This window comes from Paenibacillus sp. FSL R5-0914 (assembly GCF_038004525.1).
Lineage (GTDB): Bacteria > Bacillota > Bacilli > Paenibacillales > Paenibacillaceae > Paenibacillus_AQ.
In genome coordinates, this window is the sequence record NZ_JBBORH010000002.1 from 1,612,615 (window position 1) to 1,626,064 (window position 13,450).

The 13,450-nt window shown below is 40.0% G+C and carries 14 protein-coding genes and 4 pseudogenes; 2 read left to right on the forward strand and 16 right to left on the reverse strand.

Annotated elements, in window-relative coordinates; translation table 11 throughout:
- Window positions 1-59: 59 nt before the first annotated feature.
- The 9 genes and pseudogenes from fabZ to MKX60_RS23330 form a co-directional block, all read right to left on the reverse strand.
- Window positions 60-454, reverse strand: a pseudogene (gene fabZ / locus MKX60_RS23290) (3-hydroxyacyl-ACP dehydratase FabZ).
- A gap of 91 nt (window positions 455-545) precedes the next feature.
- Complete coding sequence (locus MKX60_RS23295) at window positions 546-1,616, reverse strand: CHAP domain-containing protein (protein ID WP_341061111.1); 1,071 nt, start codon at window positions 1,614-1,616, stop codon at window positions 546-548.
- A 74-nt stretch (window positions 1,617-1,690) separates the two neighbouring features.
- Window positions 1,691-2,173 (reverse strand): hypothetical protein, encoded by a 483-nt coding sequence (locus MKX60_RS23300; RefSeq protein ID WP_341061112.1) that lies wholly within the window; start codon window positions 2,171-2,173, stop codon window positions 1,691-1,693.
- Window positions 2,174-2,256: 83 nt separating this feature from the next.
- Window positions 2,257-2,874: a hypothetical protein gene (locus tag MKX60_RS23305; RefSeq protein ID WP_341061114.1), complete on the reverse strand. Its 618-nt coding sequence runs from the start codon at window positions 2,872-2,874 to the stop codon at window positions 2,257-2,259.
- A gap of 172 nt (window positions 2,875-3,046) precedes the next feature.
- On the reverse strand, window positions 3,047-3,787 hold the full coding sequence (locus MKX60_RS23310; protein WP_081383107.1) for a methyltransferase domain-containing protein: 741 nt from the start codon (window positions 3,785-3,787) through the stop codon (window positions 3,047-3,049).
- A gap of 590 nt (window positions 3,788-4,377) precedes the next feature.
- Window positions 4,378-5,244, reverse strand: coding sequence for an SDR family oxidoreductase (locus MKX60_RS23315; protein ID WP_341061115.1), 867 nt, complete (start codon window positions 5,242-5,244; stop codon window positions 4,378-4,380).
- 3 nt (window positions 5,245-5,247) lie between these two features.
- Complete coding sequence (locus MKX60_RS23320) at window positions 5,248-5,751, reverse strand: hypothetical protein (RefSeq protein WP_341061116.1); 504 nt, start codon at window positions 5,749-5,751, stop codon at window positions 5,248-5,250.
- 108 nt (window positions 5,752-5,859) lie between these two features.
- On the reverse strand, window positions 5,860-6,426 hold the full coding sequence (locus tag MKX60_RS23325; protein WP_341061117.1) for a MarR family winged helix-turn-helix transcriptional regulator: 567 nt from the start codon (window positions 6,424-6,426) through the stop codon (window positions 5,860-5,862).
- Window positions 6,427-6,483: 57 nt separating this feature from the next.
- The gene (locus MKX60_RS23330; protein WP_339287005.1) at window positions 6,484-6,831 is read right to left on the reverse strand and encodes a VOC family protein; all 348 of its coding nucleotides are present in this window, start codon (window positions 6,829-6,831) and stop codon (window positions 6,484-6,486) included.
- 311 nt (window positions 6,832-7,142) lie between these two features.
- Here MKX60_RS23330 and MKX60_RS23335 point away from each other — a divergent pair, with 311 nt between their 5' ends.
- A complete protein-coding gene (locus tag MKX60_RS23335; RefSeq protein ID WP_076301145.1) occupies window positions 7,143-7,955 on the forward strand; it encodes a class I SAM-dependent methyltransferase in 813 nt (270 codons plus the stop codon).
- A 156-nt stretch (window positions 7,956-8,111) separates the two neighbouring features.
- Here MKX60_RS23335 and MKX60_RS23340 read toward each other — a convergent pair.
- The 3 genes and pseudogenes from MKX60_RS23340 to MKX60_RS23350 all read right to left on the reverse strand — a co-directional run.
- Window positions 8,112-8,315 (reverse strand): annotated as a pseudogene (locus MKX60_RS23340) (cold shock domain-containing protein); the annotation flags it as partial.
- A gap of 119 nt (window positions 8,316-8,434) precedes the next feature.
- On the reverse strand, window positions 8,435-8,683 hold the full coding sequence (locus MKX60_RS23345) for a hypothetical protein (RefSeq protein WP_076287095.1): 249 nt from the start codon (window positions 8,681-8,683) through the stop codon (window positions 8,435-8,437).
- A gap of 876 nt (window positions 8,684-9,559) precedes the next feature.
- On the reverse strand, window positions 9,560-10,327 hold the full coding sequence (locus MKX60_RS23350; RefSeq protein ID WP_341061118.1) for a nucleotidyltransferase domain-containing protein: 768 nt from the start codon (window positions 10,325-10,327) through the stop codon (window positions 9,560-9,562).
- A 153-nt stretch (window positions 10,328-10,480) separates the two neighbouring features.
- Between MKX60_RS23350 and MKX60_RS23355 the strand changes: the two are divergent.
- A pseudogene (locus MKX60_RS23355) lies at window positions 10,481-10,837 on the forward strand (transposase); the annotation flags it as partial.
- Between the two features lie 208 nt (window positions 10,838-11,045).
- On the opposite strand, the gene MKX60_RS23360 reads toward MKX60_RS23355, so the two are convergent.
- The 4 genes and pseudogenes from MKX60_RS23360 to MKX60_RS23375 all read right to left on the reverse strand — a co-directional run.
- Complete coding sequence (locus MKX60_RS23360) at window positions 11,046-11,921, reverse strand: aldose 1-epimerase family protein (RefSeq protein WP_341061119.1); 876 nt, start codon at window positions 11,919-11,921, stop codon at window positions 11,046-11,048.
- A gap of 150 nt (window positions 11,922-12,071) precedes the next feature.
- Window positions 12,072-12,530, reverse strand: a complete 459-nt coding sequence (locus tag MKX60_RS23365; RefSeq protein ID WP_341061121.1) for an NUDIX domain-containing protein — start codon at window positions 12,528-12,530, stop codon at window positions 12,072-12,074.
- Between the two features lie 163 nt (window positions 12,531-12,693).
- Window positions 12,694-13,128 (reverse strand): DUF6678 family protein, encoded by a 435-nt coding sequence (locus MKX60_RS23370; protein WP_081393215.1) that lies wholly within the window; start codon window positions 13,126-13,128, stop codon window positions 12,694-12,696.
- A 129-nt stretch (window positions 13,129-13,257) separates the two neighbouring features.
- Window positions 13,258-13,450: pseudogene (locus MKX60_RS23375) on the reverse strand (aminoglycoside phosphotransferase); the annotation flags it as partial.

Consider the following 13,450-nt stretch of genomic DNA (forward strand, 5'->3'; position numbering starts at 1 on the left):
ATCATTTCCCGTTACCTTAAAACCTAAATCGAACTGAATGCAAACATTATTTCAGATTCTCATACCAATTCATTATTTACAGTGGCGACTCCCTTTCCTTTGACGATTTGTCCCTTGATTCGAATTACATCAAATACAAGAAGGAGTTTGTGTCTCCTGGTTTTACTTGTCGTTTGAAACGACAACTATCAATACCAGTCAGTAAGCCTATTTTATGATTGTTGCTTTCAACGTTAGACATAGCGATTCCACCGACCTGTGCCAGTGCTTCTACAATTAAGACTCCCGGCATTACGGGATAGTCAGGGAAATGACCCAGAAAATAAGGTTCATTAATGGTTACATTTTTAATTCCAACAGCTCTCTTCCCCTCATTAATCTCCAATATTCTATCGACCAAGAGAAATGGATTCCGATGAGGAATAATTTCTTTAATTCTTTCAATATCAATCATGGATTTGCCTCCCTAATCGTTTTATTTCCCGAATAAAATAACATAACTCTTATTAAACTATCCTATCCGTTAGCGTAATAACTGCTCGAAATCAATAACCAAAGGGTACATACTCTCCATTGAAATGATAACGGTAGCCGTTATCTATTCGGACATATCCGAGTATACAATGATCTCTACCCCTGAATGAGACACTAGAGTAGTTTTTATTGTCTTTATTACCTTCAGCAATCAAAATTTCATTGTCTTCACAAGCTAAAACAATTCCGATATGATCGTGAGAATTATCGGAGAGAAGCTTATCGAAAATAACAATATCACCACGTGCCGGAATAAATTCTTCTTGTTTAGCGTCATAGAAAAATCTAGTTTCGTGCAGCTGAGCCCAATCCAACCACGCACCAACCCCAGCTAGACGATACATTCGGTTAGGATATCGAATTGGAAGAAGTATTCCAACCTGCATACAGCAGTAGTATACAAATGCAGCACACCAGTTACCTTCTAGTACTTTATAGATATCAGAGTCCGGCCAATACTTGCAAATTTCCCGATAACGTTCATCTTCCGGTACCCCGATTATGTTTTGCTCTGCGAGATTTTCCGCAAAATCAGCCAGCATAAGTCGTCTGTCTTTAGTTTCTCTATTTAATGCTTCCACATCTACGTTTAATTCTGTATCTACATTTCCCTCCTGAATCCCTAATTCAATAAATACATTTTGTAGTCTATGTATATCCGTCTTAAGTAAATGATTTCCTGTATTTTGAAAGTACCTCTGCAATAAAATAGCGTCTTTAATAACTTCCTCATCTGGTCCATGAACTCGATTTCTATCTTCTTGATAAAAGATTGATCTAAGAATTACTGAGATCTCTTCGTCGGTAAAGATTTGAGTGCTACGTATTATAGGTCTTACCGCGTCTGCGCTATTGTGACCAGGAAAGGTATTTATTCCAGTTTTATAGAAATAAAAATCGTGTAGCACCCCCGCGATCGCAGCTATTTCCGAATCTTGTCCTCTTCTCATAGCGAGCATCGAAGCGAAGGTAGACACTCCTGAAAGATGAGCCCAAGCTTTCTGATTCTTGAAGCTGCTCTGCATTTCATAAACAAGGGATCGAACAATTCCAAGACGCTTAGATTTCTTCTCACTTATCATAATTAATTCCCCAATTCCCGAACTAACACAGGCTTATGTCCGTATCCGTCAAATCCAATACAGACTTGTGACATCTATGACTCCGTTACCAACTCCTTTACTTTAGATGCAAAGGCCTCCCAGCTTGTATCATATCCTACATTAAACGTCCACCCGTTAGATCGAAGCTTCTCACCTAAATAGATGTAATCAGCGCGTTGCTTATCATTTAAGCTAACATCTAAAATCTCGTCACCCACCTTGAACTCATTTATATAATCGTGCAATCCCCAAAGGATATCTTCCTTATCCTTATCTCGTTCCATTCCACTGTGTAAGATAATTGAATCGATGGCATCATCTAGTTTCTGTGTAACAAGAGTTTCATTATTCCAATTATGATCTTGTTGATACTGTATAGTTGCTTCAAGTTGAGCTAGATCTCGGTGAATGCTAGCATTCAATAATTCATATTTCAATTCTTGATTTCTACTATCCTTTTTCTGATTCAAAAAAAAGACAACATTACCGAATAGCGATACTATTAGAATTACTTTAATCCAGTCTACCTTCTTCATACTTTCTCCAATCTCTCCTGATATCGAACACTTCTAATAATATTTTATGCCTATTCCACTATCGTTCTCCGTTAGCTTAGTTTCTAAAATACAAATTCTGTCTCGTTGTTTTCATTATCAAGATATATAACCCTACAGGAATCTTTCCAACTATCCCAATTTAATACGCTATCAACATCCACACGGAATAATTCATTATATGGTACATTCATAGGATTAGAAAAATCATAAAAAACAAGTTCATAGGGGCATGCCCAATAGCATCCATCAATCACTATTAGTTTTTTTTGTTGAAAATATATTATTTCCCCCCAGCAAAATCCATGCCCTTTATAAGCCTCTTCGGGAACATAATGATGGGTTTCTTTATTTGATAAATTAACAATTGAATACCCCTGATAATCTAACCCACACAACAGATATTCTGTGCCATTTACCTCCAACCAACTGAATAAGAATGGGTCATAATTTCTATATATTATGTCGATGATTTTATGCTCACTATCCGTAACAATCCCTTTTGTGTAATTATGTCTGTAAAAACCTTCAACATGGTTATAGTGATGGATTTCAAGTTTGAACTTTCCTGAAGTTGAATGAATAATTTCAGTTTTCTCAGAGATGTAAAATTCATCTTGAAAATAGTACATCATCTCAGCTCTTTCACTGAGAAACTGTGAGTCCTCAACAATATTCCTCAAATTCTTTCACCTCGCTTTAGTATTACAAATTGTACCATATTTTCAGACAGGCTATTACGCTATCTTGCCGTCTAGTTGAATAAAGGCGGACTCTAAGGGGGAATCTGCTAGGATCACCAAAAATCCCCTCGACCTGAGGGGATTTTTCCTATTGCAATGCATTACGTCTCTCCTAACATTTCCTACAAACGCTAATAATAGATGAAGATGACGGAGAGAACGGCTTTTTATCCCAGTCAGCATATTGATGTTCGACGCGAAAGCCGTGACGGATTAATAAAGATTGCAGCGTAGCCTGATCTGTGAATCGACAAGCAATTCGGGAAGTCGTTCGTTTATCTCCCCAATCACGAATCGTGACCCAATGCATGATATGCTGGCTAGCATCGTAACATTGTGTGCCTGATACCTTGACGTTTTGCCCATCCTTATCAATAAAGGACCCCCATCCTGTCTCCTCTTGATCGGATAAATCCGTTCCCTCCGGATTACGGGTCTCGAATGCAAAGATTCCATGGGGTTGTAAATGTTTGTGAACGGTAGTAAGTAAATCGCTTTGATCTTGATCACTTAAGAATGCCTGAAATGCATTGCCAGTCAAATAGATCATCGAAAATCGCTTGTCCGATTCGAAGGTACGGGCATCGCCTTCCATAAAAGTAACAGTCAACCCTTCCGCCTTCAGCCGCGCATATGCGAGCATCGCCGAAGAGATATCTACGCCGGTCATCGTTATGCCGGCTTTCGACAGGGGTATCGTTGTTAAGCCTGTACCACAAGCAAGTTCTAACACTTCGCCAGGACTCGATCTTGCAAGCTCAAGATAGAACTGATATTTGTCCATTTCACCGTCAAATTCAAGATCATAATTTACCGGATCCAGATATTCTTCAAGATTGCTATGTTCAATCAACGCTATCCCCTCTTTCATTTCAATGTTACATTGGAGAAAAAATAATTTTCATTAGGAAAAACATGTACTTATATAGACTCAGAAAGGATAATCAAAATAAAAGCCCTCTCGATAACCCTCGTACTTAACAGTATTATTTTACTATTTATTCGATAAACCGTTTGGTAATTCATAGTTATAATCAATTTTTATCGAACCTTACATAACTACTTTTTAAGTCGATAATCACTACTTTATCCTGACCGCAATAGAATAATTAGTGGCCGACCCACAAAATGGTCGTCTTTTTTTCGTATTCGGCATAGCATCTTTCTTTATTCGTTACAGGTGACCGTGTAAACGAAATCTCGTTCCCATCTTCAAGCCGAAACTGGTTCGCAGACACCGTGTCGGAACAAAACCGAGCCAGATGACGCAAAATTATTTCGACTGCGGTCCATTCCGTTAACCTGCTGTTAGCTTAAATGAAAAAGAAGAGCTACCATAAAGGAAGCTCCTCCACTAACGTTCTCCGTAAGCTCAATGACTTAACTAAAATCGGAGTAAAACGCTGCTAACGATACAAATATTAGAATAGGTGGGCTCCGCCTCTACCGGAAATTTTCTACACACTCATGTAGAAAGGCGTCTAGCGTGCGTGGCTCTCTGCCAAGCAAGCCCTTTACAGTGTTATTTGGACTTTCTGGCACCATCCTAGACATGGTTTGAATTTCCACAACGTGGTTCGCGAGCCAATGAGGCAGATTCCCGTGCTCGATAAGATTACGGAGTAGTTCTTGGGGTTCCAAGTTGATGTAACTTATTGGCCGATTAAGCAGGGCAGACAGTCGACTCGCGATCTGGGGATAACTGAAAATCTCCGAACCAGTAAGCGTATATATATGGCCTGATACCTCGTGGTTGGTCAGAACTTCTGCGGCAACGTCTGCAATATCGCGACAGTCTATAAAGTTACACGGTGAAACGCCCATGGAGCCGAAGAAAACATTTTGGGTTGTAATCGTTGGTGCAAAGCGTATTAAATTTTGCATGAACGCATAGGGGCGCAATACGGTGTGGGTGAGACCCGATTCTCTCAGCGTTTTCTCAATTTCTTGATGCCAGCCCGCTACTGCCACTGGAGAGCTATGCTCAAAGGCAGGACTGGATATTTTTACGATGTGTTTGATTCCAGATTCGGCGGCAATCTGAATGATAGAGGTTTCCAATTCGATTTGTCTTGGACTGTTGGACATGGCAAGGAAGAGCTGGCTAGCATCTGTAAACGCGCGGCGCACCGATGTCGGGTCAGAAGCATCGACAAAAGCGACCTCGATAATTGATCTACCTTTTTCTCCGATCTGATCACGCAACTTCTCTGGCTCTCTGCTTAGCGCCCTGACAGGTACGCCAAGATCAACCAACCGTTCCAAAAGCGCACTACCTATCGTACCTGTTGCTCCCATAATAACTATCATTTTTTATCTTCTCCTTTTAGATGAAAAATCAGTTGTGACGGCAAGTCGCCACCGCCATGTCACTATCGTGCTTGCTATGAATCCAGACAACGGGAAATCGATACATACACGATCGACCCAGGCCAAGTAATTAATCGGAATCATAAATTCTACTACAACAGATGTCACCCATGCAGCGTATAGTCCAAATGTGGACCCGGCCATTGCGAATACCCCTACTACAACCAGGTGAGGTGCACCGATGACCCATCGCAAATGGCCCACTCGGCTGCGCAACAATAGCCCAATCATCAAGGCCATCAAGGCCGATGCACCTCCAATTGTGGTCAATGCCGCTATTTGAAGCCCCCTATCTGCAGTAACCAATCCCCCGATACCTGCCATAATGGCAGGAGCAGCATAGGCCATTACAACTTCACGCCATAGTACAAAAGTCTTTTTCTTGGAACCAACAGCCTTGATGCCGTAAACATCATCTGTCTGATTCGGGTATTTCATCTGGTTCATTTAGTTGCTCCCTTCTTATTTGAAATAGTTCAACGATTGATTTCAGCGAATTATAATTAGGCGCCTAACTATATAAGAGTAAAAATAGGCTAGCTTCACTAGCCCATTCTACTCATTACTGATGTTTCCCTTTGGTTTCGAGCCTAATTCGCCCGTAAGTGCTGAGATGCCTTGTGTAACTCGACCTAGCAAGTCGAGAAATACGCTGCGTTCTTCGATGTTGAGCAAGCCCACCATTGCTTCCAACCGAGCGAAATGCTCAGGAGCCATTTCACGGAGCTTCTTCGCTCCTTCTTCCGTTAAGACGACTGATTTCTGACGGCCATCGTCTGAGCTTGATCGCCGAGACACTAGCCCATCTCGTTCAAGAATGTCGATAAGACCAGTCACTGTAGCACGTGTAACGCCTAGATGCTCCGCTAATTGCGAAGGCAACTCTTCTCCTTCGTTATCTTCAAGATCTGCCAATAAACGATAACGCCCTGTTGATAAACCGAATCTAGAGAAATGAATCTCTGAGGCGTGTCCAAGCATGGCTCCCGCTGCCATTAGCCTAGACGCGACGAGTATAGCCTGTGCGTCTATGTCTAGGTTATAGCGATCAATCTGACGCTTGGATTGTACAAGCGAGGGAATAGTCTCAATGTCATTTATTTTTTTATTATTGTTGTTCATATATATAGTATGGTCCCTAACTACTTTGGTGTCAACTCATTTTTATTACACAACTCGTTATTTCTCCCAAAGCTCGATCAGTCGACCTTCAGGATCTTCAATCCAAACAAACTTTCCAAATTCACTAATTTCTTCTTTCTTTGCAAGTGGTATACCAATATGCTCAAGATGTTTAATAGTCTCGTCTAGATTATGTACTTGGAAATTTAACATCACTTGTTGTTCTGTTGGAAAATAACTATCATCCTCGGTAAAGAAAGAAAAGATAGTCTCATTTCCTGATTGGGGCTTTATCACAGTCCCATTCCAATGATCTATTTCAATCTTCAAGACCTCACTGTACCATTTTTTTATAACTTCAAGATTCTTAGTTCTCCAAAAGATTCCTCCGAAACCTTTGATCATCGTATTTATCTCCTGTCTGTCATCAATTTTTTAGCTATCCGTTCTCAATAGATATTCGAGATTTAAATTTAAGTTCCTTTTTCAACTATCTTGCCCATTAATTGAACAAATAAAAAACTACTGCCGTAGCAACCGCTATTCCACTATCGTGTCCCGTTAGCGCAATGAGTCTACTAGATCCAATGGATGCTGTATGGAAGATTTTAGGTAGATGTATTCATAGAAAAATGGTACATTATTTTGGAATCAATAGCGCGCAAGTCAGGATATACATTTAGACTAATATTTTTATATTGGGGGATGGTACTGGCATGGACAAGAATTCTGTTTATAGAACAAATATTATAGGCGCTGGCGAGGTTGGTAGCGCTATCTCGGTCGATATGGACAAGAATGTTATTCATGAAACTAACAGCTTATTTTGGGATACAAAAGGAAATGATATTTTAGGAGCAACCGCACTTCCTTTATATGGAGCATTCGTCTCAGAAGAAAAATGCCAGCTTTTTGGCGATATTTCAGGAAAAAAGATGTTGGAGATAGGCTGTGGAAGCGGTCAATCATTGCAATATCTCGGGGAACGTAAAGCATCTGAACTATGGGGTATGGATATATCAGAAAACCAAATCGAAAAAACAAGAGAATATTTGTCAGATCACGGACTTTCAGCAAAATTAATCTGTTCTCCCATGGAAGAAAAATGTGGCCTACCTGAGGATTATTTTGACTTTGTTTATTCGATTTATGCTATAGGCTGGACAACCGATCTTGAGGGTACTTTTAGCAGGATTGCTTCTTACCTAAAAAAAGACGGCGTATTTATTTTCAGTTGGTCTCACCCTATACACAAATGTGTTGTTGCAGAAAATGATATGCTTGTTTTTAAAAAATGTTACTTCGATGAATCTTGGTATTCGGTGACTCTTGACGAAAGTACGCTAACATTAGCTGACCGTAAACTATCAACCTATGTGAATGCGCTCTCAAAAGCGGGATTTGTTATTGAAGAAATGATTGAGCAATCTGATGATGAAATTATTCAATTGCGGGACGATAACGACGATTTTGCAAAAAAAGCAAAGATGCTTCCTGTAACTTTCGTAATCAAAGCAAGAAAACTGTAATTTAGTAGTTGAAGATAAATGCCCGCTAATTGAACAAAGGCAGCCGATCATGTTGACTGATTGGCTGCCTTATCGCGTTTATTGAACTATCGTCTCCTGTCAGCTTAATTATGATTCCCGAAAGTCCATACATTTATCAAGTACGTCTCGATTCCTTCATTCCTCTAATATTTGCACATTCTTAGCTGTCCTGCGCTGAGAATCAATTATATTCGGAAACTCGAATAGGTCGAATTCAACTTTTTGACCCTCTTTAAGGAGCCGAAAGCCGTTCGGTAACCTAATAGGGTCTGGTAGTATTTCGCTGAAGTGTATAAAAACATGGTTACCTTCCTGGCCGTCTAGCATTATCCGTCCGTAACCTTTATCTTCTTTTTACCATTTGACAATACCCCATCTTCTTTCCGCCACCTAAGCACCTCCTCTGTAACTTTATGGTACAACTCATTATGTGCTCACATCGCGTTGAATGAGTTATCTCATTTGATTTTTTTCGGAAACCCATATACAAAAAGTATCATACCGAGAAACGCAAGGATTGGCACAAAGATATTATCGAAGAAGCTTGTAATATGAGTTTCAGGTAGGGCATTGAACATATTTGCTTCGTACAACGCTGCAATTTCATGGCTGCGAGCTATCAAAGAGCCTACTCGTTCGATTGCATAGATTACTCCAGCGGAAATTAGAAAGGATGCACCTAGTTTTCTGTAAAAGTCGTTGCCCATGAAATATTTGTCTCCTCCTCTATTTTTTATTGAGTACTTCTTCCATCATCCCACTTTACCACATTGTTCCAATTTTTTTGAGTATCAGAATATCATTACATAACCTAATGCTAATAATGTGACGCTATAGCGCCACAAATTGTAAGTATTCTGCCGGCTAATTGAACAATAAAAAACGGCTGCCGAAGCAGCCGCTATTCTACTGTCGTTCTTCGTGAGCTTAATGATTTACTTTGCTTCGGACGAATCCTATTCCTCTGAGAACTTCATGGATTATATTTGTTATGTCGTTAATTTTGCGGGAACAATATTTTAAAATAGGGTTAGCCCAATATTCGGGTCCAGTTTCTTCATCACCAATTTTCACTAAATTCAATGTATACGCACCCTCTGAACGCATAGCTGGATACCATCCTAAATCCAAAATCAAACCTGTCTTTTCATTTCTTAAATAGAATATATCCTCATGTAGCTCCCATACATAAGGAAATGAGTCGTCATGAAAGTCATCGGGATTAAATTCATAAAAATGATTCTATACAACAGTCCAATCTGAATGAATATTTAATGGCACCAATTGTAGACTCATTTTAATAACACATCCCTTAACAATCTTCATATTCAAATCTCCGTGACTTGTCCAAATTATCCTGCCCGTTACTTCAATGAAAAAAGCAGGCTACCGTAGCGCCTGCTCATTAATGTGTATCATTCAACTAAAGTTCTCCGTTAGTTCAATAGTCTTATGTTTTAATTAGAGTCGCTGCTTATACTTGTGAGGCTTGCCGAACACCTAATGCAGTGACGTCCCGACGGGCTTAGGGGGCTGGATGTGGTCACTCGCTTCTCAGAGTGACCCGGAGCGTCAATATGGTGTTAGCCGAAGGAAGTTCTGGAAGCAGCCATTGCATTTAAGGCGTTCTCAAAATAGCTATATACTTCATCTGCAATTCCCAGAAACTCTTCAACAAGTACATTACTATCCAAGTAACAAGCATACAGATATTCAACTAAAGCGGAGTCAATCTCACAATAGTTTAATATGGCATTCTTCATCTTAATAATGTCATCTTGCCATACACCTGTATCTTCTAAAACCAAAGAGTATAATGCACGAATTAATCTCTTAGAGTAACCTTTAATATATCTAGTTTTCATTGTGTTATCATTAGCATTAGAAAGTAAACTATGTATACGATCTACTTCCTCCTTGGTCTCTGTATTTAAGTCTAAAATGAACTCTGGAGAAATAATTATCGGTGGTACTTTTTCACCAACGTCATGACCATATATGCAAACACAAATTATCTTTACCCAAAAACCCCACTCATTTGGTTTACTTAATACATCGTCAATCGAGCAAATTATCGTATCAATCTTAGTTACTACTGGATATTCTTCCAAAAGCCTGTCTTTAATATTTGACAATCTTTCGTAATCAATATCTTTGGGATTTACACATACAATAGTAAAGTCTGCATCTGACTTAAAAGGTTTAGCAGTTCCTTTTGGAATCGAGCCACACATATAAATGCTATGAATCTTACCTTTAAATTCGGTAAGTATATTTTCTATATACTTATCAACAAAATCCTTATATTCACTTTGTATTACAATTCTATTTATAACTTTTTCTAATATCATATAGACTCCTCCTAAACTAAGAACTTCTTTCGGCTAACGTCTTTTTTGCGAACTTCGTAAATTCGTCATGACTTAAGTTATTCGCGAAATCATTCAACTATCCTGCCCGTTAGCTCAACGGCATCCACGATTTGACGCCTACTTCAATAAAAAAGAGAACAGGGCAAGAAAGGCATCGACAAAAACCAAGCAGACACCTATTATTTTAACGTGGAACAGTGCAAGCGTTGTCCGTTTAAAGAGGGTTGTTATAAAGAAGGATCGAAGAGCAAAACCTACTCTGTAACGATTAAATCTGAAGAACATTCGGAACAGATTGCGTTCCAGGAAACAGAGTACTTTAAAGAAAAATCTAAGGAACGCTACAAAATTGAAGCGAAGAATAACGAACTTAAACATGGGCACGGGTATGATGTAGCTACATCCTCGGGTCTGATTGGTATGGAATTACAAGGTGCGATGACGATATTCGCCGTGAACTTAAAGCGGATATTAAAGTTAACAGATTGAAAACATAGGGATAAATTGAATAAAATAGAGCTAAAAAAGAAGACATTCTTCCTAAAAATGGGGTTGAATGTCTTCTTTTTTGAAGTTTATACATACTCCTTAAGAAAATCGTAAGTTCTTCAGTGCCCTCTCCAATAGATTGATGCTTTTTGCAATGGTATGGAGCCGAGCTTAACCAGTTGAGAACCCTGCAGATCCCTTCGGATCGTCAGTTGATTTCTATGGTCAGGGAGCTTGTGAAATTCGCCCCCGGCTCCAGGGTGATTATTCCCTCTTTAGCTTGAAGTTCACCTTCGAAGACGTCCATATCCGCTACTCCTTGCCAAGGCTCGATGCATATGAAGGGAGCGTTCAAAGGCTGCCAGATGCCGAGGTCGGGAAAACCCTTATAGCTGACAACTACGCTTTTGGAGGAGTGCTTGCTTCTAAGCGAAATCTGCCGAGAGCTCACATTTCGGAAAATCAATGCGCCTTCGGCGAACATTTCATGGGATAAAGGCAGGATGGTCTCTTGTTTCAGAACGGGCTCCGATTTGCCGCTGATCAGCAGGCCGTCCGAATTCAAGAACAACCTTTCAAGGTTTTCCGATTCAGCGAACTCCAGATAGTAATCGTTCAGGCTACCGTTGTCATCAAGCGGACAATTGAACGCCGGGTGGGTTCCGAGCTGGAATAAGATATCCTGTTCATCGCTATTTTCCACCCGGTAACTAAGTTCCAGTGTGCTTGCATTCAGTTTATATGTAATATATAGGTTGAATTTAAAAGGATAACTGGCCAGGGTTTTCTCATCATAAGAGAGGCGGTAAACCGCGTGGGTGTCGCTTTCTTGGACCAGCGTAAATTCGCTGCGTCTGGCGAATCCGTGATTGCCGATCTTATAGGCTTTGCAGTCCACCTTAATCTCTCCGTTCCGGGCCGTACCAATAATGGGAAACAGCACCGGAGAACGGCCTGTCCAATACGTGGCGTCACCGCTCCAGATGTATTCAGCTTCCGGATCCAGCTTTCTGAAGCTGATCAGTTCCGCCCCAAGGGTATTAATCTCAGCTTCCGCCGAGCTGTTGCGCAAAATTTTATTCATTGTTGTACTCCCCTTTCATACTTATAGTCCAGATACCCATATTATATCAAAGTTCTTGAGGGAGTTGAGAAAAAGACAGCCAATTCATCAGCTGCCGTTTCTTCGTGCTTATTGAGCTATCGTTTCCCGTTAGTTCAGCGAACTGGTGTATTAAGATCTAAGTATATTTGTATTCCCGTTTAGCATATCTTCAAAGACTGGTCGTTGAACTTTGTTTATTTGATCCAGTGAGATATCGTTAATATCCCAAAACTGTAATTTCAACGATTCGCATAGATCGTCCTGATATCTTATCGTATCCCCATCCTCAGATAAATACTGATTATAATCAGTCCAGGCATTGAAAAGAAACATAACAAAAACAACCTTGTTGCCATCAGGATAGGAGTATTCCATCCTTGGACCGCTATATACAGCGTAAAATTCACAATCCGTAACAGTTAATCCTGTTTCCTCATTAACTTCCCGGATCATTGTCTCTTGGATAGTCTCACCTGGATTCATGCCTCCGCCTGGTAATCCCCAGTCTCCGTAATCGGATCTTTGCTGCAATAAAATTCTTCCTTTACTATCTCTTATAATTGCTCCGCCAGTTACAACAATCTGCATTTATAGTAGCTCCTTACTTGGTAGAAATACATAAGTTGATTATTCTAGGCTTTTAAGGTAAAGTCCTTTCAAGAATTGAATTGTTGAATTATTCTGCCCGTTACTTTAATAGGCTTCAGATAAAGCCGGCAGCAGTTGTTATTGTGCTATCGTGTCCCGTTAGCTAATTGATTACCTTTGAAAAGTGAGAAGTATTTGAAATGTATCCATAAATGAAAAATGTATTGTTTTCTTCTCTATACGGAATTCTTAATTCATGTAAAATCGAAAGAAATTCTTTACTTATGTCAATTAATTCAGGAGGAAGCAGATTCCCCTTGTGCTTCTGATACCTTGGTCTAACCCGTATCCATTCTACAGAAAAAAAAGGTGAAAGTCCTTCTATCCAATCCCCTAAATACCAGACGTCGGTTTCAAAGTTCTCTGGATAAAGTACATCATCTAATACATACTTAGCTTGATATGGCGGGGTAAAAGGGAGTTTATTTATTACATCACTTTGTAAGTTTCCCCACTTAGTGTCATTCATAACTGAACATAATTGTTTCTGTGTAATAACTTCATGTACCCTTTTTTTAAAATCCAGTTCATAACCCACAATAAAAAACCCTCCTGAATAAACAACATAAAGCGGCATCAGAGAAGGCGGATCGTACCTTATCGCGGCCTTTAAACTACAAAATGGTGCCGATAGCCATAGCCCCATAGCCGCAACGAAATAATGAGCCTAATCCGACAGTGCCCGCATGATGTTGGATTTCGCCTCTGCCGCAATCGCTTCATTCCCGTCATCGACCGCTTGCATTAAGATCAGTATGGGGATGTATACCGCGATCAGCCGCGCCAGCAGCTTCGTTTCCTCGTCCGCTCCTCCGTACGTTTCGAAAAACACGCCACGAGCGTAAGGTGGTAAAAAGCTA

Excerpts from the sequence above, each read along its gene's own strand:
- MKX60_RS23320 (WP_341061116.1), bottom strand. The coding sequence starts at position 5,751 with ATGAACCAGATGAAATACCCGAATCAGACAGATGATGTTTACGGCATC.
- MKX60_RS23365 (WP_341061121.1), bottom strand. The coding sequence starts at position 12,530 with ATGCAGATTGTTGTAACTGGCGGAGCAATTATAAGAGATAGTAAAGGA.
- MKX60_RS23300 (WP_341061112.1), bottom strand. The coding sequence starts at position 2,173 with ATGAAGAAGGTAGACTGGATTAAAGTAATTCTAATAGTATCGCTATTC.
- MKX60_RS23315 (WP_341061115.1), bottom strand. The coding sequence starts at position 5,244 with ATGATAGTTATTATGGGAGCAACAGGTACGATAGGTAGTGCGCTTTTG.
- MKX60_RS23325 (WP_341061117.1), bottom strand. The coding sequence starts at position 6,426 with ATGAACAACAATAATAAAAAAATAAATGACATTGAGACTATTCCCTCG.
- MKX60_RS23350 (WP_341061118.1), bottom strand. The coding sequence starts at position 10,327 with ATGATATTAGAAAAAGTTATAAATAGAATTGTAATACAAAGTGAATAT.
- MKX60_RS23335 (WP_076301145.1), top strand. The coding sequence starts at position 7,143 with ATGGACAAGAATTCTGTTTATAGAACAAATATTATAGGCGCTGGCGAG.
- MKX60_RS23360 (WP_341061119.1), bottom strand. The coding sequence starts at position 11,921 with ATGAATAAAATTTTGCGCAACAGCTCGGCGGAAGCTGAGATTAATACC.
- MKX60_RS23330 (WP_339287005.1), bottom strand. The coding sequence starts at position 6,831 with ATGATCAAAGGTTTCGGAGGAATCTTTTGGAGAACTAAGAATCTTGAA.
- MKX60_RS23345 (WP_076287095.1), bottom strand. The coding sequence starts at position 8,683 with ATGGGCAACGACTTTTACAGAAAACTAGGTGCATCCTTTCTAATTTCC.
- MKX60_RS23295 (WP_341061111.1), bottom strand. The coding sequence starts at position 1,616 with ATGATAAGTGAGAAGAAATCTAAGCGTCTTGGAATTGTTCGATCCCTT.